Below are 23,357 nucleotides of genomic sequence, written 5' to 3'. Positions count from 1 at the left end.
ACACCGTAGAACTTCCCGCACCGCACACATCCTGCCCCGCTTTCGGAGGACCAGATCTGCAAACCCTGTTTTGCACAACCGCACAACAAGGCCGCACAAAACCAACCAAACTGGACGGCGCAAGCTTTGCCGCGCCTGTGCCGGTACGAGGTCTGGCCGAGCACCGGGTGCATCTTGACCTTTGAGTCCTGCGGTCAAGTGGGAGTGGGGCAACCTGTTCATCGCCTGTGCCTGAGGGGTCGCGGGCTGCGTGCCTATCTGCTGTCGCTTGGTGTACTCGTGCAGGATGCGCGCCGGAATAGGCTTGTGTATCCGCTGGTGCGGTGGGCGACCACCTTGTGTGAAATGCGGGGCCGGTGCGCTATTTCGGGGCCAATGTCGGTCCCTGTGCGAGCAGCTTTTCAAAGGCGCGTTTCGTGTTGAACGGCGTAACGCATCAGCTATCGTGCTGCGCGCCCCTTGCGCATGGCTTGCACCGCGGGGCCAAGGGCATTTTCGACAAGCTCTGGAGGGTCTAGGATCGCAGCTCTGAGCGCGCCACCCTGATCCGACCCGATGCCACATGGCGTGCACGCGATGTCTATCGCCATATCACGCGATACAGTTTCAACCGCAACGGAGCCTGACATGACCCGCAGCCTTGGTGTCTGCTACTACCCCGAACACTGGCCGGAAACGCAATGGCCGGAGGATGCCGCACGCATGGCTGCCAGCGGTCTGACTTGGGTGCGCATCGGAGAATTTGCATGGTCACGGCTGGAACCTGCGCCGGGCAAGCTGGACTTCGACTGGCTGGACCGCGCCATTGACGTTCTGGGCCGCGCCGGGCTGAAGGTTGTTCTGGGCACGCCCACGGCCACGCCTCCGCGCTGGATGTTGGACCGCCATCCCGACATGCTGGCCGTCGATGCAGCAGGTCGTCCCCGTAAGTTCGGATCACGGCGGCATTACTGTTTCAGCCATCGCGGATATCTGGCGGAGTGCAAGCGGATCGTGGCGTTGCTGGCGGAACGCTACGGCGCGAACCCGCATGTGGCCGCCTGGCAGACCGATAATGAATATGGGTGCCACGATACGATCCTCAGTTATTCCGACGCCGCGCGCGCTGCGTTCCGCGACTGGCTGGCGCAGCGTTACCAAAGCCCTGACGCGCTGAACCGGGCTTGGGGCAATGTGTTCTGGTCGATGGAGTATTCCGGTTTCGACCAGATCGACCTGCCGAACCTGACCGTAACCGAAGCCAACCCCGCGCATGTGATGGATTTTCGGCGTTTTGCGTCAGATCAGGTGGTTGCTTTCAACCGCGCGCAGGTCGACATATTGCGCCGTTATACGCGCGCGCCCGTTGCCCATAACTATATGGGCCGGATCACCGAGTTCGATCATTACGCGGTTGGTGCTGATCTGGATATCGCATCTTGGGACAGCTACCCGATCGGTTTTTTATCGGACCGACTGGAAGCGACGGACGCGCATAAAGCAGATTTCCTGCGCCAAGGCGATCCCGATTTTCAGGCCTTTCACCATGACCTTTACAGGGCCGTTGGGCGCGGGCGCTGGTGGGTGATGGAGCAACAACCCGGCCCGGTGAACTGGGCTCCATACAACCCCGCACCGCTGCCCGGCATGGTCCGCCTTTGGACATGGGAAGCATTTGCCCACGGGGCCGAAGCCGTCTTGTATTTTCGTTGGCGTCAAGCCCCCTTTGGGCAAGAACAAATGCATGCGGGTCTCTTGCGCCCCGATAGCGAACCCGCGCCGGGGCTGGCAGAGGTCGAGACGGTCGCGCGTGAACTGGCTGATGCGCCCATGGCGCAAGCCGCACCGGCCGATGTTGCGTTGGTCTTTGATTATGCCAGCGCATGGGCGTGGGACACGCAGCCCCAAGGCGCGGATTTCGATTACTTCCGCCTTTGCTTCGCATGGTATCGGGCGTTGCGGCGCATGGGCCTGAACATCGACATTATCTCACCCGACACGGATGACCTGTCGCAGTGGAAGCTGGTTCTGGCACCGGGTCTGTTCACACTGCCCGACACTTTGCGCGCGGCGCTGCCAAGCTGTTCCGGTGCGGTGGTTTTTGGTCCCCGCGCAAATTCGCGGCGGCCCGATTTCAGTATACCGCCCGATCTTGGACCATCCCTGCCGGGGCTGGATGCCCGCGTCGCGCGGGTGGAAAGCCTGCCGCCGGGCAGCGCGCTACCCTTGGCGAATGGTGGCCAATTCGTGCATTGGGCAGAAGAACTGGAGGGCAAGGCCGTGGTTGTGCTCTTGCGCGAAGACAACCGCGCAGCAATGGTGCGCGCGGGTGGGCTGTATTATCTGGGCGGGTGGCCGTCCGATGCAACGCTATTCTCGATCTTGAGCGATTTATGCGCAGCCCAAGGCATTGCCACGCGCGATCTGCCATCCGCGTTGCGCACAAGGTCCGACGGAAAGTCGCGGTTCTGGTTCAACCATGGCGCATCCGCATTGGAGTGGGAGGGGCTGCATTTACCCCCAGCCTCTATGCTCCGTGTCCCGGCATGATATTTAGCATGGGCGTCGTGATGATGGTTATGAAAAGCAGCCGCGCCTCTGGCGGTCTGCTGGTCATGTGCAACGCCCCAGATGGTTCATATGTCTCCATCAGTCGACGCCGAGGAAGAGGTTCGCCAATCAAAGGCGGTAAGATACGGGCCGGAAGCGGCGTTGTTGCACAGCACTGATGTTGGCAGATTTAGATCGCGAGCCCAGCGGTTGGATGATCTGCATGAGCAAAAGCCATCCCCCGCCCGCAAACGGGTCCAGCTAAACAGCTTCTCTGTGCAAGCGCGGTTCGCTGTTGATATGGCTGGAAAAGAAGATGACCCAACACGCGCCACCCAACGGCAGCTGCGGTGTCGGCCTGCGGTCGTCTAGAATGCCGCGATCCAGTTCTGCCTGAGCATCAGGGTGCTGTTCAAACTGCCGCTTCGTCAAACCACCGGAATACTGGCCAGCTTGCTCGAGTTGGCGGTGCTGGACTGGGACGCACGTCCGACGCTGGATCGAGGCGACGATGTGGTGGCTCATGACCTTTGGCGAACGCATCGTCGCCGTTCGCCAAGCCGCAAAAATCCAGATACAGGTCGCCCGGATGAACCGCTTTACGACGTCGGCACCGCCAAGATCGTTCGCGTGGCGTGATACCGACGGGGAAAGGGAAAGCATCCATTGGGCGTGAGTTATGCGACAACGCCGACCTGAGTGCCAATTTGACCAATGACCGGTTGAAAGGCTTCACAGGATCATTGTGAGGACCGCAGCTTTTTCTATCGTATATCAAGGAATTAAAATTAAAGTAACCGGACGGATTCAATCCGTTATCGGTGTTGTGCCGGCCCATGTGGGGGGAGTGATGGTAGCGGAGGAGGGACTTGAACCCCCGACACGCGGATTATGATTCCGCTGCTCTAACCAACTGAGCTACTCCGCCAGATCGAGAGTGCGTTTAAGTTAGCCCGCCGGGGGCGTCAAGCCCCCACGGAGGGCCGCTTTCAAGAATTTGGCACCATCATTGAGAGGGCGGTGCAAACTCGGTTTGCGGCGTCTTTCAGGGCATCAAGCGATAGGTTGTCCATTACAATACGATGCGTTTCCGATGGAGCCCGGGACACGCAGGCATAGCGCGGGTCGTAATGCTCGGCGATCAGGCTTTGGGCCAGTTGTGTGGGGTGTGCGGCCATGACCTGCCATTCCTCAATCTGTGCTTCAGAATGGTATTTGCGCAGACTTGTGAGAATCTGCCCCAGCAGCGCGCGATCTTGGGCGATTTCCTCGTAACGATGGGCGATATACGCGGCGCGGTCTGCGAGCGACGCGGTTATCTCGATCACGCTGGCGTCGCGCATGGCCTCCCAGATGGCGGGCGGCAAGCGAATGGAGCCGATGCGATTCGACTCGGCTTCGATCAGCACTGGCCGGGCCGGGTCGAGTGCGGCGATTGCCATGGCTAACCGCGTCTCAAACAATTTTTGCGAAGGTTGCGCGCCTGTCGCTCCGAAAACCGATCCGCGATGCTCGGCCATCCCCTCTAGGTCGATTATCTGTGCGCCGTATGTCGCGGCGTGGTGCAAGATGTCGGTTTTGCCGGTGCCTGTGCCCCCGCTGAGCAGCACCACCTGCGCGGGGAAGGGGGTGTCATACAGCTCTGCGCTGACCATACTGCGCCAGCATTTGTAGCCGCCGTCCAGCACTGAAACACGCCACCCGATCTGCGACAGGATCGTAGCGAATGACCCCGATCGCTGCCCGCCGCGCCAGCAATAGACCAGCGGTTGCCAGCCTCCGGGCTTGTCGGCCAGCGCGGTTTGCAGGTGATGGGCCGCGTTGCGCGCAACCAGTGCCGCGCCAAGCTTGCGCGCTGTGAATGGGCTATCTTGCTTGTAGATCGTGCCGACTTGTGCGCGTTCGGCATCGGACAGAACCGGCAGGTTGATGGCGCCGGGCACATGATCTTGTGCGAATTCCGACGGCGCGCGCACGTCTATTACCGTGTCGAACGCAGTTTCAGTGAGTGAGTGAATGGTCTTTGGCATGTAGCGCGACAGTGTCATGGGCGCTGCTATACTCTTTCCGCGGCGGTCTGACACGCCAAAAAAATGGCGCGGACATGCCGCGCCTAGGTCAGAGAGAACAGGGTGGCGCTTAGGCGCGCCAGAATGGTTTTTGTGTTTCGCGCAGGGCTTGGCCTTCGGTAAGGCCGATGTCGCGCCAGTCATGGGCATCCAGCTTGCCAAGCGCGGCGCGCGTGCAGCGGCGTTCGGACCATTTCGCCAGGTTCACAGCCACGCGCAGCGCCAGAACAGAGCCGGCAGGCAGCGTCGTCGCTGCTGTCAGATAGGCCAGGGCGGTGCGATTCATGGTCTGTGTCATGGTGTGGCTCCTTCATTTGTATTGACACAATACGAGGTGTTTCGATATTAAAACGATACAAAGAGTCCGCATCTCTGTCCAAGGAAACATTGTTATGGATACAATTTTGGCACATTACATGCCGGGCGGCGGGCGCTCCAAGTTTCGCGATGTGGTCGCCGCCATCCACGCTGCGATCGCAAAGGGCGCACTTGCACCGGGCGATCAACTGCCGCCGGTCCGCGACCTGGCCTGGAAGCTGGATATGACACCGGGCACGGTTGCGCGTGCCTATGCGGCCTTGACCGATGAAGGAATGACCGAAGGTCAGGTCGGGCGCGGCACCTTCATCGCGCAGCCCAGCCCGCCTGTGCAATTCGTGCCGGAGCCTTGGTTTGATGCGGGTTTGGCGGCAGAGGCCGAAGCAGATGACCAAGTCAGTCTGTTCGCCACGGCGTTGCCGGATATGGGACAGGTGGCGCTGATCCATGATGCCTTTGCAAGGTTGGGAAGCCGCCCACCGCGCGACCTGCTGGCCTACCCTTCACGCAGTGGCTTTGAGCCGGCACGCCATGCCGTCTTGCACTGGCTGTCGGGGGCCGCGCTCGGCCCTATCGACCACGAGGATCTTGTGCTGTCGCATGGCGGGCAATCGGGCGTGTCGCTGGTGATGCAATCGGTCTTGCACGGGCGCAAGCCTGTCGTTTTGCTAGAAGAACTGACCTATCCCGGTTTTCGTCGTGCAGCACAGTTGCTACGGGCCGATGTTGTCTCTGTTCCAATGGATGCGCAGGGCATCATTCCCGAAGCGTTGGCCGAACTGGCACAGAAGCATGATGCGCAGCTTTTATGCACCTGCCCGGAGGTTCACAACCCGACCGGCATTTTCACGCCACAGTCGCGACGCGTGCAGATAGCAGAGGTCGCGGCGCAGCTTGGCTTGCACATTCTGGAGGACGATTGCTACCGTGTCGGGGATGCGCGCGCATCCAGCTACCGCGCGCTCTTGCCCAATCTGGGGTGGTATGTTTCGTCGCTGTCGAAATCCTTGACCCCGGCCTTGCGGATTGGTTTTGCGGTTGCCCCGCGCGCGCATGCCAGCACCTTGCGCCGGGCCGCAGAGCATGGGTTTTTCGGGCTGGCCCGCCCGCTGGCCGATTTGACAGAGGATGTGTTGTTGCGTCCTGAAACGGCCGAGATTGCAGAGAAGATCCGCGCACAGTTGCAACGCTATACGCGCGTGGCGGTAAATGGGCTTGGCGGGTATGATCTGCGTTGGGGGGATGACATTCCGTTCCTGTGGTTGAACCTGCCCGATGGGTGGCGCGCTGGTTCGTTCACCAAGGCTGCCGCTGGCCGGGGGGTGCAATTGCGCTCTGCCGAGGATTTTGCGTTGCGTGATGCTCGGTTGCCCCATGCTGTGCGGATCGGGATAAACGCGCAAATTCCTCTGCCCCGGTTCGAAAGCGCGATTGCCCGCCTTCGTGATCTGCTCGACAACCCACCCGAGGGGATGGTGGTCTAGATATGCTCTGGCGGGTCAATCGGGCTTAGGCGGTTAGTTGGGCCGCTTCTTGTGCGGTCCAGACCTGTTGCAGCTGACCGGTATGGTCCAACAGCACGATATCGGCTTGTGCGCCTGCGCTGAACCGGCCCAGATGCTGTGCCCCGATCACATCGGCCGGGATGCGGCCTGCCATTGCGAGCGCGCGCTCGATGGGAACGCCCAAGCCGATCAGATGCGCCACAGATTGCGGCAAGGTGATATCCGCCCCTGCAAGCGTGCCGTCGGCCAATGTCAGGCGCCCATCCCGCCGAAAGACCTGACGTCCGTTCAGCGGGAATGACTCAGCCGCGCTGCCTGCCGCGGCCATAGCATCGCTGACCAGGAACAGCCGGTCAGGTGCCATCATGCGAAGGGCGATCAGCAAGGGGTCGGCCGCGACATGAATGCCGTCGGCAATGATCCCCGCGTGCACTTCGCTGCACAGCGTTGCCCCCACAAGGCCGGGCGCGCGATTGGCAAGCTGGCTCATGGCGTTGAACAGATGCGTGACGCAGCGCGCCCCGGCGGCGAAGGCTGCGCGGGCCTGCTCTGCGGTGCAGTCGGCATGGCCAAGGCTGACCACCGCGCCTGCTGCCCGCAAGCGGGCAATCTGTTGCGCAGTGGCGGCAGCGGGCGCGACCGTCACAAGCAAGGCAGGCAGTTCTTTGGCGGCTTGTTCCAGAATAACAAGGTCAGCGTCTTGCATGGGGCGGATCAGGGCCGGATCATGCGCGCCATGGCGGGCCGGGTCCAGATGCGGTCCTTCAAGGTGCAGCCCTGCAAACCCGGGAAGGCCCTTGGCGGTGGCATGGCGCGCTGCGTCTATGACGCGGGCTGTGACCTCTGGCGTGTCGGTAATCAGGGTGGGCAGGATGCTGGTTGCGCCAAGCGCGCGATGCGTGGCGCAGATGCGTGCAAGCTGCGCGACATTGGTGTCCGCGCCGACCATCTCGCCACCACCACCATTGACCTGCAAATCCACGCAACCGGGCGCCAGCACCCCGTCCCCCAGATCGGTCACGGGCACATCCTTGGGAACATGCTTGACGATGCCGATGACACCGGGTCCATCCAGCAGCAGCGCGTGTCCGTGCCAGATGCGCCAGCCATCGAATATCCGCTCTGCCCGCAATGCCCGTTGCATCAGACCGTCTCTGTCACTTTGCGCAAATGGCGTGGCGTGTCAGGTTGCAGACCGCGCCGCCGTGCCAAGGCTTCGATGAAGACATAAAAGCTGACAACGCTTAGAAGCGGGTCCAGCAACGGGTGTATTGCTGCGGTGCGTGGCAGGGCCGTGGTGCCCAGGACGCTGTCGGTGACAAAGACATCGGCCCCTTGCCCCGCCAGACGGGCAGCGGTGTCGCGGAACCCGTCGCGGGCGGCATCGTCGAAGATCAGCCCCAGCACCGGAAAGCCGCGTTCAACCAGTGCGGACGGCCCATGCAATACCTCTGCCGCCGAATAGGCTTCGGCATGGAGCGCGCTGGTTTCCTTGAATTTCAGCGCGATCTCGGACGCAATGGCGTAGCCGGGACCACGCCCAAGGACATAAAGCGCCGGCGCGCGCACTAAGCGGTCGGCCAAGGGCGCCCAATCCTGCAACAGGGCCGCCTCGCACGCCTCTGGAAGCCGTGCCAGCGCGGCTTTCAAAGCGGAATCCTCGGCCCAATGGGCCAACATTGCAAGCGCCGCAACCACCGAGGTCACGAAAGTTTTGGTCGCGGCCACGCTTTGCTCTGGTCCGCATCCTAACGGCAGGCAGAAATCTGCATCCGCCCCTAGCGGTGCATCTGGGTGGTTGGTGATGGCAAGGGTTGTGGCCCCCGCGCTTGCGCTTGCGCGTGTCATGGTCACGATATCGGGGCTGCGGCCCGATTGCGAAATGCCGACACTGACCGTGCGCGGCAATCGCAACTTTGCACCATAGACAGACGCAACTGACGGGCCAACAGACCCAACCGGCACGCCTGTCAGGATTTCGCAGGCATATTTCAGATAGGTTGCCGCGTGATCGGATGATCCGCGTGCAACCGTGGTCAAAAGCTGCGGATCGAGTGCGCGCATGGCACGGCCGATATCCGTCAAGGTCTCTGCGTTCTGCGTCAACAGACTTTCGACAAGGCCGGGTATCTCGGCGATCTCGCGCGCCATATGGGTCTGGGTCATGATGTCTGTCCTTTGGTTGCGGCAAGCTGGCCGGCGCGCCACAGCGCACCGTCCAAAGCGGTTCCGCGCGGGGTCGTCACGTTCAGCGCCGGGCTGGCATGGCGGGAAATTCGTTCGAGCAAAAGCGCGCCCAGCCCGCCCGTGGCCGCGACCGGCACAGCCGGGTCGCCTGCCTGCAAGTGGCGGATCGCGCGCAGCAGATAGGCGCAACCCTCGTCAAGGATAGCGCGCGCAAGCGGGCAGCCTGCGGCATCCAGCACGACCACTTGCGGCGCAAGCGTTGCGTAATCCGAGGGGCGCGCTGTGCTGGTGAAGTCCAGCAGCGCCGGTAAGGTTTCAAACCTTGCCCATGTTGCACGCGCCAGGGGGCCGTCTTCGGTCAGACCATCGCGCACATGCAAAGCTGCGGCTAAGGCGCGCTGCCCCAGCCAAGCGCCGCCAGCTTCGTCCCCCAGTGCAAAGCCGTAGCCGCCAATACGCTGCATCTGCCCTTGCGACTGCCGCGCCAGGACAGAGCCTGTGCCAACGGCCATCACGATTCCATCGCTATCTTGGAATGCACCTGACAGCGATATGTCGATATCGCCCAATACTGTCACGTTCAGGTAGGGCAGCGCTGCGCTCAATCGCGCGGCCGCACCTGATTCCGATGCTCCGGCAAGGCCCATCACAATCTGCAAGTCCGGGTCCAACGGATCGTTATGCCCCTCTGCCTGGAGCACGCGGGCCAAAAGTTCGGCAATACGCTGCTCTGCGCCGTCAGGGTCGGAATGGATGTTGGCGCTGCCGCCTTCAAACACGGCACCTGCTTTGCCCCCGTCACGCAGAGCGCGCGCGCGGCTTCCAGTGCCACCTCCATCCAGGCCGATCAACAGCGTCATGTCTTACCTCTTTGGTATGACTAATACCATAGTAATACCAAAAGGGAAGGGTATATGCACAGAGGGTATCGCTGGCCCGACTGATTGATCTTTGGGCTGTTGGGTAAATTATTTTCTTATATATTCAACATATTATGCTATAATATGCTATTATTCCGCTGTATGATTTAAACCCTTTCAGTCTTGCGGAAGAGAAAAGACTAGACAAGTGGTATTCATTTGGCATTACATGGCGGGTAGGGGGTGTTGCCAGCTTGTCATATGCTTTGGCAGGGCGTGGCGGTGTCCTTGGTAACAGGGAGGTTCCAATCAATGACAGCACGCAAGACAACTCTCACCGCGGCGGCATTCCTGCTCAGCGGCACCGCGCTTATGGCGCAAGACGTAACGCTGACGATCGAAAGCTGGCGCAACGACGATATCTCGATCTGGCGCAACCAGATCATTCCGGCTTTCGAGGCGGCACATCCGGGCATCAAACTCGATTTCCAGCCGACCGCGCCCGCGCAATACAACTCGGCGCTCAATTCCAAGCTGGATGCGGGCACGGCGGGTGACATCGTGACCTGCCGCGCGTTCGACGCGTCGCTGGCTTTGTTTCAGAAAGGCCAGCTTGCCGACCTGACTGACTTGGACGGCATGGCCAATTATTCCGACGTGGCGAAATCGGCTTGGTCCACCGATGACGGCAGTCAGCAATTCTGCGTGCCGATGGCGTCGGTCATTCATGGCTTCATCTACAACGCGGACGCCTTCAACGAGTTGGGGCTTGAAGAGCCGACCACCGTTGATGAATTCTTCGCTGTGCTGGATGCAATCGCGGCAGATGGGTCGTATATCCCCATGGCGATGGGTGTGAATGACCAGTGGGAAGCGGCGACGATGGGCTATGCCAATATCGGGCCGAACTACTGGATGGGCGAACAAGGCCGCAACGCCCTGATCGCGGGCGACGCCAAGCTGACAGATGCCGAATTCGTCGCTCCGTTCGAGCAGTTGGCGCGATGGTCCGACTATCTGGGCCGCGGCTTTGAATCGCAAAGCTACCCGGACAGCCAAAACCTGTTCACGCTGGGCCGCGCGGCGATCTATCCATCGGGGTCGTGGGAGATTGCCGGCTTCCGCTCACTGGCCGATTTCGAGATGGGGGCCTTCCCGCCGCCGGTGCAGAATGCGGGCGATACCTGCTACATCTCTGACCATACCGATATGGGCATGGGACTGAACGCAGCGTCGCCAAATGCCGAAGCCGGCCGCACCTTCCTGAACTGGCTGGGCAGCAGCGAATTCGCCACGCTCTTTGCCAATGCAGTGCCGGGTTTCTTCCCGCTGTCGAATGCCGAAGTCACGCTCGACGACTCGTTGGCGCAGGAATTCATTAGCTGGCGCGGCGATTGCGAAAGCTCTATCCGGCCCTTCCACCAGATCCTGTCGCGCGGCACGCCGAACCTGTCGAACGAAAGCTGGGGCACGTCGGCCAACGTGATCCGGGGCGGTCAAACCCCGGCGGATGCGGCAGCCCAGATGCAGGCGGGTCTTGCCTCTTGGTATGCGCCGCAGCAGTAAGCCGGCCTTGGGCAGCCCGTCGCAGGGCTGCCCGTTCCTTTTCCAGCCATAGGTTGCCACATGTCCGACCGTGCCCGCAAAAGACCGTTTCGGTGGCATATTGTCGTGTTTTTGGCACCTGCCGTGCTGATCTACACCGCGATCATGATAATCCCGCTATTCGGCACGCTGAACCTGTCGCTGTTCACCCGCGCAGAGGACGGCTCGCGGATTTTCGTGGGCTTGCAGAACTTCCAGACCTTGTTTGGTGATCGGCGCTGGTCCGATGCATTCTGGAACGCGACTGGCAATAATCTGTGGTTTTTCATCATCCATATGCTGGTGCAAAACCCCATCGGCATTGCGCTGGCGGCCATCCTGTCCACACCGAAACTGCGCTTCGCCGCGTTCTACCGCACCGCGATTTTCATCCCGGCAATCCTGAGTTTCGTGATCGTGGGTTTTGTCTGGAAGCTGATCCTGTCACCGCTTTGGGGCGTGGCCCCGACCTTCATGGATGCGCTGGGGCTGGGCAATTGGTTCGCGCCATGGTTGGGGCTGGAAGAATCGGCGTTGACTACGTTGGCGCTGATCTCTGTCTGGCAATTCGTGGGCATCCCGATGATGCTGATCTATGCGGCGCTTCTGTCTATCCCCGACGAGGTTCTGGAAGCCGCCGAGATGGATGGAATTACCGGCGCAAGCCAGTTCTGGAAGATCAAGCTGCCGCTGATCCTGCCCACCATCGGGATCATTTCCATCCTGACTTTCGTTGGCAATTTCAACGCCTTCGACCTGATTTATGTCACCCAAGGCGCGCTGGCTGGCCCGAATTTCACCACCGATATTCTGGGATCATACCTGTTCCGCACGTTCTTTGGGTTCCAGTTGCAACTGGGCGACCCGCATATGGGCGCAACCGTGGCGACCGTGATGTTCGCCATCATCCTTGTGGGCGTATCCATCTACCTGTTCGGGGTGCAGACGCGCCTGCGGCGGTATCAGTTCTAGGGGGCGAGCATGAGCAACCCGATCACATCCGCGCGGGGAAACCTTGGCCGCACCGCCGCCGCGCATGTCATCCTGATCGCCTATACGATCCTTGCGCTTTATCCGGTATTCCTGATCCTGATAAACTCTGTGAAGCAGCGCCGCGCGATCTTTAACGACCCGCTGGCGTTGCCAACGGCCGAAACCTTTGACCCTATCGGATTCCAGACCGTGCTGGAGCAGGGGAATTTCCTGCTGTATTTTCAGAATAGTATGATCGTGACCGTGGTATCGCTGTTCTTTGTGCTGCTGTTCGGGGCGATGGCAGCCTTCGCGCTGGCGGAATACCGGTTTCGCGGTAATCTGCTGATGGGTCTGTATCTGGCGCTGGGTATCATGATCCCCATTCGTCTGGGCACGGTGGCCATTCTGGAAATCATGGTCGCGGCGGGGTTGGTGAATACGCTCACCTCGCTTGTGTTGGTCTATACCGCGCAGGGCTTGCCGTTGGCCGTGTTCATCTTGCAGGAATTCATGCGGCAGGTGTCGGATGATCTGAAGAACGCCGCCCGGATCGACGGTCTGAGTGAATACCGCATTTTCTTTACAATTGCGCTGCCCTTGGTGCGGCCTGCCATGGCGACTGTTGCTGTGTTCACCATGATACCGATCTGGAACGACCTGTGGTTCCCGCTGATCCTGGCGCCGGGAGAAGCCACCAAGACCCTGACGCTGGGCAGCCAGATCTTCCTTGGTCAATACGTGACCGACTGGAACGCGGTGCTGGCGGCGCTGTCCTTGGCGATCTTCCCGGTGGTGGTGCTGTATCTGATCTTCTCGCGTCAGTTGATCCGGGGCATTACGAAAGGGGCCGTCAAATGATCCGTGTGCTTGTCGTGGGTCTTGGGCAGATGGGGCAAAGCCATGCGCTGGCCTATGCTGCCGACCCTGCCTATCAACTGGTGGGCTTGGTCAACCGTAGCCCGGTCGCGTTGCCCGATGCGCTGGCCCATATCGAACTGGAGCATGATTTCGAGACGGCTTTGGCGCGTCTGAACCCCGATATGGTTGCCATCGCCACCTATTCGGACAGCCATGCGGCACTTGCTGTCAAATCCATGCAGGCGGGCGCGCATGTGTTCGTGGAAAAGCCCTTGGCGACCACTGTGGCCGATTGCAAGCGTGTCGCGCAGGTGGCAATGGAAACGCACCGCAAGCTGATGGTCGGCCATATCCTGCGCCACCACCCGACATGGCAAGCGCTGATTGCCGAGGCGCGGGCGCTGCATGGTCCCTATGTATTCCGTCTGAACCTGAATCAGCGTTCCAGCGGCCCGGCATGGGATATTCACAAAGCGCTTATGCAATCGACCCCGCCGATCGTGGATTGCGGGGTGCATTATGTCGATGTGATGTGCCAGATCACCGATGCCGCTCCTGTGGAGGTGCGCGGCATGGGCTTGCGCCTGAGCGATGAGATCGCGCCGGATATGTATAATTACGGGCATTTCCAGGTCATCTTCGACGATGGCTCTTGCGGTTGGTATGAAGCTGGCTGGGGACCGATGATGTCCGAAACAGCGCATTTCGTGAAAGACGTGGTCAGCCCCGGCGGTGCGGTCAGCCTGCGAGCACCGCAGGATATCGGGTCCGCCGATGTGGAAGGGCACACCGCCGCCGACCAGCTCATTGTCGCGCCCACAGGGCAGGGGGAGGTGAAACGCAACTTCCCCGACAGCCCCGGCCATCAGGGTTTGTGCGACCGTCAAGCGGCCGCCATGGCGCGGGCGATTGACCAAGGCGACGACCTAAGCCGACATGTCGAAGATGCCGTGCGCTCGGTTGCGATATGCCTTGCCGCAGATGAAAGCGTGCGCAGCGGTGCCCCCGTGCGCCTGAAGCCATGAGGACGGAATGGGACAGCTAAAGCTAGAAAACGCCTGCAAGTCCTTCGGCACGGTCGATGTGATCCGGGACGTGAACCTAGAGGTGAAGGACGGGGAATTCTGCGTCTTTGTCGGGCCGTCAGGTTGCGGCAAGTCCACCCTGTTGCGGATGATTGCGGGGCTGGAGGATATCAGTTCGGGCGACATTCTGATCGACGGACAGGTGGTTAACACCACGCCGCCGTCGCAACGCGAGATCGCGATGGTGTTCCAGTCCTACGCGCTTTACCCGCACTTGAACGTGCGCGACAATATGGGGCTGGGGCTGAAACAGGCGGGCCAACCCAAGGCGCAGGTCGCGCAATCTGTCGACCGTGCGGCCGAGATGCTGGACCTATCGGCCTATCTGACCCGCCGTCCCGGCGAATTGTCGGGCGGGCAGCGACAGCGGGTCGCCATTGGCCGCGCTATTGTGCGCAAACCCAAGCTGTTCCTGTTCGATGAACCGCTCTCGAACCTAGACGCGGCCCTGCGCGTGCAAACCCGCATTGAAATCGCCAACCTGCACCGGGAATTGGGCGCAACCATTGTCTATGTCACCCACGACCAAGTCGAGGCGATGACATTGGCCGACCGCATCGTGGTTCTGCGCGACGGTCGCATCGAACAGGTCGGCGCGCCGATGGAACTGTATAACAACCCCGCCAACGAATTCGTGGCCGGGTTTATCGGTAGCCCCAAAATGAATTTCCTGAATGCCTCTGCACTTGGCGCGCCGGGCAAATCTGTCGGCGTTCGGCCCGAGCACATTACCCTGTCCGACAGCGGCGCGGGGATAGACGGCCGGGTCAGCCATGTAGAGCATCTGGGCGGTGAAACGCTGGTCTACATCAATGCCGACCCGCATGGGCTTGTCACGGTGCGCTTGTTCGGCGAACACGCCTATTCGGTCAATGACCGCCTTATCATGCGCCCCGATATGGCGCGCGCCTTTCATTTCGATGATAACGGGCAACGCCTGCACCCGACCCCTGCTTGAAGGACCAGACATGACCGAACTTGCCGACCCGCGCTACCGCGACATCGACACATGGGATGATGTGACGGCCCTGCGCGCCATGCTGGAAGGGCAGATGGCGGCGATTGCCGCGATTGCCCCCGCCCTGCCTGCCTTGGCCGATGTTGTGGCGGCGGCGGTGCCGCGTCTGCGCGCGGGGGGGCGGCTGGTCTATGCCGGGGCTGGCACCTCTATTCGTGTTGCGGTGCAGGACGGGATCGAACTGGGTCCGACTTATGACTGGCCGGAAGCGCGCACCCTGTATCTGATCGCCGGGGGCGAGGCTGCGTTGATGCTGGGCATTGAAGGCGCAGAGGACAATGCCGAAGATGGTCGCGCGCAGGTCGAGAGCAATACCATCGGGCCCAATGACGTGGTCATTGGTCTGGCCGCCAGCGGGCGCACGCCCTTTACAATAGAGGTCGTGAAGGCGGCACGCGCGGCAGGCGCGCTGACCGTTGGCATTGCTTGCAACCCGGATGCGGTGCTGTGCGCCGTGGCCGATCATGGCATTCTGGCCGAAACCGGGGCCGAGGCCGTCGCCGGGTCCACCCGCATGAAGGCGGGCACCGCGCAAAAGGCCATCCTGAACCTGTTATCCACGCAAATCATGCTGCGGCTGGGCCATGTCCATCGCGGCTTGATGGTCGATATGCGGCCCCAGAACATAAAGCTGCGGGGGCGCGCGACCGGCATGGTCGCAACTCTGGCACAGGTCGATACGCCGATAGCCCAAGCCGCATTGGAGCAAACGGGATGGAAGATCAAACCCGCGATTCTGGTTGCGCAAGGGTATGACCTGCCCACCGCCGAACGCGCCTTGGACAAGGCGCAAGGCGTTCTGCGCAATGTCGAGGAGGCAAAGGCATGACGCTTCGGCCCGAACTTTTATCGGGCAAGGCGGATTCAACGCCGCTCTATGTGCGCCTTGCCGCATTGTTGCGCGAACAACTGCGCAGCGGGGCTTTCGCTGTGGGCGAAGCGCTGCCATCCGAGCGGCAGTTATCCGAACAGCTGGGCGTGTCGCGCGTGACAGTCCGAAAGGCTTTGGAACTGCTGATGCGCGAGGGGGTTCTGTCGCGCAAGCAAGGCTCCGGCACATTCGTCGCGCCCCGCATCGAACAGCCGTCTGCGCTATTGGCAGGCTTCTCGGCCGATCTTGCGCGGCGGGGGATGACGCCGGGCTCTGTCTGGCTGGAAAAGACCATGGCCCCGGCCTCTTCTGAAGACGTGCTTGTCTTCGGCCTTCCGGTTGCATCGCAAGTGGCCCGGTTCCTGCGTATTCGAACCGCTAATGACGAACCCTTGGCGCTGGAGCAGGCTACGGTTCCGGCGCGATTCCTGCCTGATCTGAGTCGCGTTGGCATGTCGCTCTATGACGCGCTGGACAAACTTGGCAACAAGCCTGTGACGGGCTTGCAGCGCATTACCGCATCGCTGGCGACCGAAGAAGAGGCAGGGCATCTCTGCGTGCCCCCCGGTGCCGCGATTTTGCGGATCGAGCGGCGTGGCTACCTGCGCGATGGAACGATGGTGGAATTCACCCGCTCGGCCTATCGTGGCGACCGCTATGATTTCGTCAGCGAATTGCGCGAGCTATAGAGCACCCGCCGCAAGGCATAGCGCATGATGCAGGCTGGCGGCAGACGAGCGGGGACCATAGACGCTATAGCCAGTATCCCGCCGCAGCAGATAGCAGCCGATATGCTCCATCACGGTGCGCCGCGCGAAACGCTTGGGCAGGGTAGCAAGGTCCAGATTGGTCAGCTGCGCCAGCATGTTGTCCAGCCCATCGCCCGACAGATCGAACCGCGCCCATGCGTCGGTTTGCTCGGTCACGCTGGCTAAACCTTGCAGGCGCTGGGCAAGGTCATGCACCATGGTCTCATGCGTGGTGAACGGTGCTTCCAGCATCCACATGTCCGGGCCAAGCCAGAACGCGGCCATGTCGTTGCCGGTGTGTTCTGCCACGCCCGGTGCGGGTGCGCCCAACCATTCGGCCAAAGCGGTGGTGCAAGCAGTGGACTGGCCACGCCTTGCTGCAACAGAGGCCAGCGCCACGCCTGGATTTTCCGCAATCGTGATCGCGCCGATGGTGTCGCGCCGGGGGGTGGTCGCGCCAAGCGGGGTCATGGGGGCTAGATCATGCACGGAGACGTTCTCCTTCCGGGTCCACAAAATGCGGCGACACGATTTCGACAGGCACATCCACCCCGGTCAGGGGTGATGCGGCACGTAAGCGCGCACCCATCCGCGTGCTGCCGGCCTTGACGAAGGCCAGGGCGATGTAGCTGCCCAGTGTGGGCGAATAGCAAGCCGATGTCGCATAGCCCAGATCGTTGGCCGCAATGGTTTCTGCGCCGGGTTCCAGAATATGCGCGCCCGCCGGGATCTGGCTTTGCGGGTTCACCGCGCGCAGGCCGACAAGTTCCAGCCCGTCCTCTTGGGTCAGCCCCTCGCGGCGGGACAGCACCGCGCCGATGCTGTCTTTCTTGGTGCTGACCATGCGGCCAAGCCCAAGATTGCGCGCGGTGGTGGTGCCATTCAACTCGTTGCCCGCAGCATGCCCCTTCTCAATGCGCATGACGCCAAGGGCTTCAGTGCCATAAGGCGTGACGCCCAGATCGGCACCCTTGTCCATCAGGCGGCGCATCAGCGCGTCGCCGTAGCGGGTGGGCACGGCCAGCTCATACGCCAACTCGCCCGAGAAAGAGATGCGGAACAACCGTGCCCGCAGCCCGCCACACACGGTGATGTCTGCACAGCCCATGAAGGGGAAGGCGTCATTTGACAGGTCATGCGCGGGATCAACAATACGCTCTAGCAGCTCGCGCGATTTTGGCCCGGCGATGGCAACCTGTGCCCAAGCCTCGGTCGTCGAGATAAGCTGCACATCCATATCCGGCCACAGGCACTGGCGCGCGAATTCCATGTGGCGGTAGACCGGCACGGCATTGGCGGTGGTGGTTGTGACGACGAAATGATCTTCAGCCAGACGCGCGGCGGTGCCATCATCCATGGCGATCCCGTCCTCGCGCAGCATTAGCCCGTAGCGCACGCGGCCCACAGCCAGCTTCGCAAAGGCGTTGCAATATATGCGGTTCAGGAAAGCCGCAGCATCCGCGCCCTGCACGTCGATTTTGCCAAGCGTCGTCACGTCGCAAATACCAACGCCGGTGCGGGTGGCGTTGACCTCTCGATCCACGGTTTGCCGCCAATGGGTTTCCCCGGATTGCGGGAAATATTGCGCGCGCAGCCATTGGCCAACCTCGACAAAAGTCGCGCCTTGTTCCGACGCCCAGACATGGCTGGGGGTCTTGCGGGTTGGTTTGAAATCCGCGCCGGTGGATCGCCCCGCCAATGCTCCCATCGCCACCGGTGTATAGGGCGGGCGAAAGATGGTGGTGCCGGTGGCCTCTATGCTTTGGCCGGTCAGTTCGGCCATGACAGCCAGACCACCAAGGTTAGAGGTCTTGCCCTGATCCGTCGCCATGCCCAGTGTGGTGTAGCGTTTCAGATGCTCGACCGAGCGGAACCCTTCCTGATGCGCCAGCTTCACGTCCTTGACCGTCACATCATTCTGGAAATCCAGCCAAGCCCGCTTGGTGCTGCCGACATGCCAGAAAGGGGTGATGCGGTAGGGGGCATCCTCGGCTTTTGGCAGGTCGGGTTTAGGCGCTGGGATGCCCAGATCACCGAGCGCGGCAAGGGCTTGCGCGGCGCCATTTGAGAGCGCGGCATGTGTGCCGAACTGCCCCGCCGCCGCACCGGCAACGGTCATGCCGACGGGCGGATTGCCGCCCGGCACGAAGCCAGCAATATCGTCTTGCCAGACGGGCCGCCCGCGCTGATGGCACGACAGCGCGACATTGGGGTTCCACCCACCAGAGACGCCGAGCGCGCCCACCTCCAGCCAATACCTGCGCCCGTCTGTGCGGGTGATCTGCACGGCGCTCAGGCCCAGCCGCCCGCGCGTGCCAGTGATCTGGCCGCCCGCGATAACCTCGGCTCCGTCCAGCTTGGGGGCATCGGCGCGGGTGTCGATGACGGCGCGCACATCGACACCCAGCGCGAGCAGGTCGCGCGCGGTGGTGTGGCCGCTGTCATTGTTGGTAAAGATTGCCACGCGGCTTGCGGGGCTGACCGCCCAGCGATGGGCATAGGCGGCCAGCGCGCCCGCCAGCATGATGCCGGGGCGGTCATTGTCGGCAAAGGCTATCGGGCGTTCCAAGGCACCCGCACAAAGCACCGCGCGTTTGGAATAGATGCGCCACAGGGTTTGACGCGGCTTGCCCGGCTCCGGTTGGGGCAGGTGGTCCGAGACCCGTTCGACAGCGCCATAGATGCCATGGTCGAACGCGCCGAACACGGTGGTGCGGGGCAATATGCGAACATTGGGGAGGGTTGACAGTTCGGCCAGCACCTCTGCCGCCCATTCGGTTGCGTGTTGTCCGTCAATGTGTTCCGCCGAAGCGTTCAGCCGTCCGCCGGGCGTAAAATCTTCATCCGCGAGGATCACCCTTGCGCCCCCGCGCGCTGCTGTCAGCGCAGCCATCAGGCCGGACGGCCCTGCGCCGATGACCAGCAGATCGCAATGCAGGAAACCCTTGTCGTAGCTGTCCGGATCGGGGTCTGTGCTGATGGCTCCCAGACCTGCGGCACGGCGGATCACCGGCTCATAGAGCTTTTCCCAAAAGGCAGCGGGCCACATGAAGGTCTTGTAATAAAACCCGGCTGTCAGGAAAGGCGACAGGCCGTCATTGATGGCCATCGCATCAAAGCGCAGGCTGGGCCATGCGTTTTGTGAGCGCGCCTCCAGCCCGTCAAACAGTTCCGCGACCGTGGCGCGGGTGTTGGGGTCCTGTCGCCCGCCACGCCCAAGCGTGACAAGCGCGTTGGGTTCCTCGCTGCCTGCTGCGATAGGCCCGCGCGGGCGGTGATACTTGAAGGACCGCCCCATCAGCCGCACGCCATTGGCCAGAAGTGCTGACGCAAGCGTGTCGCCCGGATGGCCGCGATAATGCGCACCGTCGAAGGTGAAACGCAGGGTCTTGCTGCGGTCGATCTGTCCGCCGGAGGGAAGTCTCATGCGCTGCGCCCTTTCGCCCGCGCGACATCGCGCGCCAGTTCGACCGATGTAATTTCATGCGTGACCGTGTCGCGGGTGACGACCAGCCAGGACCGATCCCCTTGTTCGTGGAACCACAATTCGCGGTGCAGCCCCGCCGGGTTGTCACGCAGATACTGGTAGTTATAGAACGCCGCCTCTGCGCCTTCAGTCACGCCATCGGGCCGGTCGATCAGAGACGCATCACCCAGATAGGTGAATTCCTGTGCGTCGCAGGGGCCGAGGAAGGGGTGGTGGATAATCATGCGCGTTCTCCCGAACGTTGCGCCACGCGGCGATTGCCGGATTTTGAGTATTTATGGCAAGATGAAGTTGGCATTGGTCGGGCTTTCAATGCAGGTTGGGCTGCGCACCCATGCCTTTTTCGTCGATCATCCGCCCGCGCTCGAACCGGTCGAAGCGGTAAGCGGTGGCGGTCGGGTGCGGGGTATCGGTGGCCAGCAGATGTGCGAAACACCAGCCAGAGGCAGGCGTGGCTTTGAACCCGCCATAGCACCAGCCACCGTTGAAATAGAGCCCGTCGATATGCGTGCGGTCTATGATGGGAGAGCCGTCCATGCTCATATCCATGATGCCGCCCCACATGCGCAGCAGGCGCACGCGGCCAAGACCGGGAAAAAGCGCCATGCCGCCTTCGGCCACGTCCTCGACCACAGGCAAGTTGCCGCGCTGGGCGTAGGAATTGTAGCCGTCGATATCGCCGCCGAAGACCAGCCCGCCCTTGTCGGATTGGCTGCAATAGAAATGCCCCGCGCCGAAGGTGATAACGCCGGGCAGGACCGGTTTCAGCCCTTCGCTGACAAAGGCTTGCAGAACATGGGATTCGATGGGCAGGCGCATACCCGCCTTGGCCATCATGCGCCCGGAATTGCCCGCAACTGCCACGCCAACCTTACCCGCGCCGATGAAGCCGCGCGAGGTCTCGACGCCGCGGCAGATGCCGTTTTCGATGCGAAAGCCCGTGACTTCGCAATGTTGGATAATGTCGACCCCGCGCCTGTCAGCCCCGCGCGCATAGCCCCAGGCAACCGCATCATGGCGGACGGTGCCGCCGCGGCGCTGCGCCAGTCCGCCTTTGATGGGAAAGCGCGCATTGTTGAAATTCAGGAATGGGTATTCGCGGCGCACCTGTTCGGCGGTCAGCAATTCGGCATCCGCGCCATTCAGGATCATGGCATTGCCGCGCCGGGTGAAAGCATCGCGCTGCGCGTCGGAGTGGATAAGGTTCAGGATACCACGCTGGCTGACCATCGCATTATAGTTGAAATCCTGCTCCAACCCTTCCCACAGCTTGAGCGAGAATTCGTAGAAGGGCTCATTGCCGTCCAGCATGTAGTTGGAGCGGATGATGGTGGTGTTGCGGCCCACATTGCCGCCACCGATCCAGCCCTTTTCCAGCACCGCGATATTCGCCTGCCCGAATTGGCGCGCAAGGTAATAGGCGGTGGCCAGCCCGTGCCCGCCACCGCCGATGATGACAATGTCGTAATGCGGTTTAGGGTCGGGGTCGCGCCAAGCAGGCTGCCAGCCTTTGTGGCCTGTCATGGCCTGTTGCAGAACGCGAAAGCCGGAATAGCGCATCGGACTTCTCCATAAGGGCCCATTCGGGATAGCGCCGATGCACTGGGGAGGTCACGAGGGAATCGGACACAGACCCGCTCAAATGCGACTCTCTTCATAAAAAACGCCAATAATACAAGCAGCACGTTTGCGACATGAGCCACAAAAAGCGACACGCCCGGCCCTCGTGGAAAGGGCCGGGCGCACAAGGCTCACGCAGGTCGCCGGGGGTTATTCGGCGGGCGTGGTCTCTGCCTCGTTCTGCAAGTAACTTGCCATGCTGTCATCCAGCGCATCTTTCCAGGGTGTATGATGGACCGGTGCCATGGTGCCTGTGATGACCGACCGGTAACTGTTGTCGCGGAACGCCATGATGTTTTGCGACTTGTGCTTTTTCCACTGGTAGAAAGCCTCGCAGGCGCCGTCTACGTCGAAGGATGGGTAGTCGGTTTCGGCGATCAGTTCCTTCACATAATCGCCCTGATACTTGATGGCGTATTTGGTGTCGTCGCTGGCTTCTTCTCGCGCCTCGCGTTCAGCGACATCGGCCAGCATTGTTTCTAGGTCGGACGGAATATCCAGCTTCCCCATGATTGCGTCGCGCACCCACCAGGCTTGCGCATCAAACATGTTGAAGGTGAACCACTGGTCCTGCATGCCAAGATAGAACAGCTTGGGATTATGCACCCAGACCACGCCCTTATACAGATCGGCGGAGGCCAAGCGGTTCGCGGTTTTCAGGCGCAGGTCATCGGGCAGGAAGTTGAAGCTGTGCTTGTAACCTGTGCACAGGATGATCGCATCGACATGTTTGGATGTGCCGTCCTTGAAATAGGCGGTGTTATCCTCCAAGCGTTCCAGCGCGGGCTTTTCTTCCCAATTGTCAGGCCAGTCGAACCCCATTGGGCCAGACCTGTAGCAGGACGTGACCGATTTCGCGCCGTATTTCCAGCATTGTGAGCCGATATCCTCGGCGGAATAGGATGACCCCATAACCAGAATATCCTTGCCGCTGAATTCGCGCGCATCGCGAAAATCATGCGCGTGCAGAAGGCGGCCATTGAAGGATTCGAAACCCGGATAATGCGGCACATTCGGGACAGAGAAATGCCCCGAGGCCACGATCACATTGTCGAATTCTTCGGAATAGACATGGTCTTGCGCGTGGTCATGCACGGTGACGGTGAATTTTTCCGTATCTGGATCATAGTTGATCCAGCGCACCACGGTGCTGAAGCGGATCATGTCGCGCACGCCTGCCTTTTGCACGCGGCCCTCGATATAGTCGAACAGCACGGCGCGGGGCGGATAGGAAGCGATCTGCTTGCCGAAATGCTCCTCGAAAGAATAATCGGCGAATTCCAGCCCCTCCTTGGGGCCGTTGGACCACAGGTAACGATACATAGAGCAATGAACCGGTTCGCCGTTTTCATCCAGACCCGTGCGCCATGTGTAATTCCAGAGTCCGCCCCAGTTGTCCTGCTTTTCAAAGCAGACGATTTCGGGGATTGCGTCGCCCTGGGCTGCAGCGGATTGGAAGGCGCGCAGCTGGGCCAGACCAGAGGGGCCGGCGCCAATGATTGCGACTTTCTTCTGGGTCATTGTGATGTCTCCGTCAGCGAGGAAAGGGAACCAATGCTAGAATTGGTCTGAACCAATGCTGCGCCACTTCAATCCAATCTGTCAATAAATTTCACCACAGTAATAAATGTTTTCTTGGGCA

Annotated in this window: 21 protein-coding genes, 1 tRNA gene and 1 pseudogene; 11 read left to right on the top strand and 12 right to left on the bottom strand. The window is 61.2% G+C overall.

The features are described from left to right. Positions 1-185, top strand: a 185-nt coding sequence (locus M3N55_RS14150) for an SMP-30/gluconolactonase/LRE family protein (RefSeq protein WP_346429276.1), incomplete at its 5' end; no start/stop codon positions are given. Positions 186-440: 255 nt separating this feature from the next. Here M3N55_RS14150 and M3N55_RS14145 read toward each other — a convergent pair. Continuing rightward, positions 441-629 (bottom strand): hypothetical protein, encoded by a 189-nt coding sequence (locus M3N55_RS14145; RefSeq protein WP_249060185.1) that lies wholly within the window; start codon positions 627-629, stop codon positions 441-443. Here M3N55_RS14145 and M3N55_RS14140 point away from each other — a divergent pair. Both M3N55_RS14140 and M3N55_RS14135 read left to right on the top strand, forming a co-directional pair. Next, positions 628-2,529 carry a beta-galactosidase gene (locus M3N55_RS14140; RefSeq protein ID WP_249060183.1) on the top strand — a complete coding sequence of 634 codons (1,902 nt, stop codon included), beginning with the start codon at positions 628-630 and terminating at the stop codon, positions 2,527-2,529. The two genes, M3N55_RS14145 and M3N55_RS14140, sit on opposite strands and share 2 nt — an antisense overlap. 219 nt (positions 2,530-2,748) lie before the next feature. After that, positions 2,749-3,009, top strand: a pseudogene (locus tag M3N55_RS14135) (transposase); the annotation flags it as partial. Positions 3,010-3,380: 371 nt separating this feature from the next. Here M3N55_RS14135 and M3N55_RS14130 read toward each other — a convergent pair. The 3 genes from M3N55_RS14130 to M3N55_RS14120 all read right to left on the bottom strand — a co-directional run bounded on the left by M3N55_RS14130 (position 3,381) and on the right by M3N55_RS14120 (position 4,896). Continuing rightward, positions 3,381-3,457, bottom strand: a tRNA-Met gene (locus M3N55_RS14130). A 61-nt stretch (positions 3,458-3,518) separates the two neighbouring features. Continuing rightward, entirely contained in the window at positions 3,519-4,577 is a 1,059-nt protein-coding gene (mnmH, locus tag M3N55_RS14125; RefSeq protein WP_249060181.1) for a tRNA 2-selenouridine(34) synthase MnmH, read from the bottom strand. A gap of 91 nt (positions 4,578-4,668) precedes the next feature. Then, positions 4,669-4,896, bottom strand: coding sequence for a DUF1127 domain-containing protein (locus tag M3N55_RS14120; protein WP_249060179.1), 228 nt, complete (start codon positions 4,894-4,896; stop codon positions 4,669-4,671). Between the two features lie 94 nt (positions 4,897-4,990). Between M3N55_RS14120 and M3N55_RS14115 the strand changes: the two genes are divergently transcribed. Continuing rightward, the gene (locus M3N55_RS14115) at positions 4,991-6,400 is read left to right on the top strand and encodes an aminotransferase-like domain-containing protein (RefSeq protein WP_249060178.1); all 1,410 of its coding nucleotides are present in this window, start codon (positions 4,991-4,993) and stop codon (positions 6,398-6,400) included. A 25-nt stretch (positions 6,401-6,425) separates the two neighbouring features. Here M3N55_RS14115 and nagA read toward each other — a convergent pair whose 3' ends face one another. The 3 genes from nagA to M3N55_RS14100 are packed head-to-tail and all read right to left on the bottom strand — an operon-like array spanning position 6,426 to position 9,468. Beyond that, positions 6,426-7,565 (bottom strand): N-acetylglucosamine-6-phosphate deacetylase, encoded by a 1,140-nt coding sequence (nagA, locus tag M3N55_RS14110; protein ID WP_249060177.1) that lies wholly within the window; start codon positions 7,563-7,565, stop codon positions 6,426-6,428. Next, positions 7,565-8,587, bottom strand: coding sequence for an SIS domain-containing protein (locus M3N55_RS14105; protein WP_249060176.1), 1,023 nt, complete (start codon positions 8,585-8,587; stop codon positions 7,565-7,567). The genes nagA and M3N55_RS14105 overlap by 1 nt, the downstream gene beginning before the upstream one ends. Next, the gene (locus tag M3N55_RS14100) at positions 8,584-9,468 is read right to left on the bottom strand and encodes a glucosamine kinase nucleotide-binding domain-containing protein (protein WP_249060175.1); all 885 of its coding nucleotides are present in this window, start codon (positions 9,466-9,468) and stop codon (positions 8,584-8,586) included. The genes M3N55_RS14105 and M3N55_RS14100 overlap by 4 nt, the downstream gene beginning before the upstream one ends. A 312-nt stretch (positions 9,469-9,780) precedes the next feature. Between M3N55_RS14100 and M3N55_RS14095 the strand changes: the two genes are divergently transcribed. Genes M3N55_RS14095 through M3N55_RS14065 form a run of 7 tightly spaced genes read left to right on the top strand, consistent with a single transcriptional unit; the run spans position 9,781 to position 16,548 of the window. Then, positions 9,781-11,034, top strand: coding sequence for an ABC transporter substrate-binding protein (locus M3N55_RS14095; protein ID WP_428982670.1), 1,254 nt, complete (start codon positions 9,781-9,783; stop codon positions 11,032-11,034). Positions 11,035-11,094: 60 nt separating this feature from the next. Beyond that, entirely contained in the window at positions 11,095-12,024 is a 930-nt protein-coding gene (locus tag M3N55_RS14090; protein WP_249060173.1) for a carbohydrate ABC transporter permease, read from the top strand. A gap of 9 nt (positions 12,025-12,033) precedes the next feature. Beyond that, positions 12,034-12,885 carry a carbohydrate ABC transporter permease gene (locus M3N55_RS14085; protein ID WP_283163982.1) on the top strand — a complete coding sequence of 284 codons (852 nt, stop codon included), beginning with the start codon at positions 12,034-12,036 and terminating at the stop codon, positions 12,883-12,885. Beyond that, on the top strand, positions 12,882-13,910 hold the full coding sequence (locus M3N55_RS14080) for a Gfo/Idh/MocA family protein (RefSeq protein WP_249060172.1): 1,029 nt from the start codon (positions 12,882-12,884) through the stop codon (positions 13,908-13,910). The genes M3N55_RS14085 and M3N55_RS14080 overlap by 4 nt, the downstream gene beginning before the upstream one ends. A 7-nt stretch (positions 13,911-13,917) precedes the next feature. Next, the gene (locus tag M3N55_RS14075) at positions 13,918-14,928 is read left to right on the top strand and encodes an ABC transporter ATP-binding protein (protein WP_249060169.1); all 1,011 of its coding nucleotides are present in this window, start codon (positions 13,918-13,920) and stop codon (positions 14,926-14,928) included. Between the two features lie 10 nt (positions 14,929-14,938). Continuing rightward, positions 14,939-15,817, top strand: coding sequence for an N-acetylmuramic acid 6-phosphate etherase (locus M3N55_RS14070; RefSeq protein WP_249060166.1), 879 nt, complete (start codon positions 14,939-14,941; stop codon positions 15,815-15,817). Next, positions 15,814-16,548 (top strand): GntR family transcriptional regulator, encoded by a 735-nt coding sequence (locus M3N55_RS14065; RefSeq protein WP_249060162.1) that lies wholly within the window; start codon positions 15,814-15,816, stop codon positions 16,546-16,548. The genes M3N55_RS14070 and M3N55_RS14065 overlap by 4 nt, the downstream gene beginning before the upstream one ends. Here the strand turns inward: M3N55_RS14065 and M3N55_RS14060 are convergent. The 5 genes from M3N55_RS14060 to M3N55_RS14040 form a co-directional block, all read right to left on the bottom strand. Continuing rightward, positions 16,543-17,097: a sarcosine oxidase subunit gamma gene (locus M3N55_RS14060; protein ID WP_249060160.1), complete on the bottom strand. Its 555-nt coding sequence runs from the start codon at positions 17,095-17,097 to the stop codon at positions 16,543-16,545. The genes M3N55_RS14065 and M3N55_RS14060 overlap by 6 nt on opposite strands. Then, positions 17,090-20,035, bottom strand: a complete 2,946-nt coding sequence (locus M3N55_RS14055; protein WP_249060159.1) for a sarcosine oxidase subunit alpha family protein — start codon at positions 20,033-20,035, stop codon at positions 17,090-17,092. Before M3N55_RS14055 ends, M3N55_RS14060 begins: the two co-directional genes overlap by 8 nt. Next, positions 20,032-20,319, bottom strand: a complete 288-nt coding sequence (locus M3N55_RS14050) for a sarcosine oxidase subunit delta (RefSeq protein WP_249060157.1) — start codon at positions 20,317-20,319, stop codon at positions 20,032-20,034. Before M3N55_RS14050 ends, M3N55_RS14055 begins: the two co-directional genes overlap by 4 nt. A gap of 85 nt (positions 20,320-20,404) precedes the next feature. Further along, on the bottom strand, positions 20,405-21,655 hold the full coding sequence (locus tag M3N55_RS14045; RefSeq protein ID WP_249060155.1) for a sarcosine oxidase subunit beta family protein: 1,251 nt from the start codon (positions 21,653-21,655) through the stop codon (positions 20,405-20,407). A gap of 210 nt (positions 21,656-21,865) precedes the next feature. After that, positions 21,866-23,236 carry an NAD(P)-binding domain-containing protein gene (locus M3N55_RS14040; RefSeq protein WP_249060152.1) on the bottom strand — a complete coding sequence of 457 codons (1,371 nt, stop codon included), beginning with the start codon at positions 23,234-23,236 and terminating at the stop codon, positions 21,866-21,868. Between the last annotated feature and the right edge of the window lie 121 nt (positions 23,237-23,357).

It is taken from the genome of Roseinatronobacter domitianus, assembly GCF_023336755.1.
Classification (GTDB): domain Bacteria; phylum Pseudomonadota; class Alphaproteobacteria; order Rhodobacterales; family Rhodobacteraceae; genus Roseinatronobacter; species Roseinatronobacter domitianus.
This window is presented reverse-complemented; position numbering and strand designations above follow the sequence as displayed.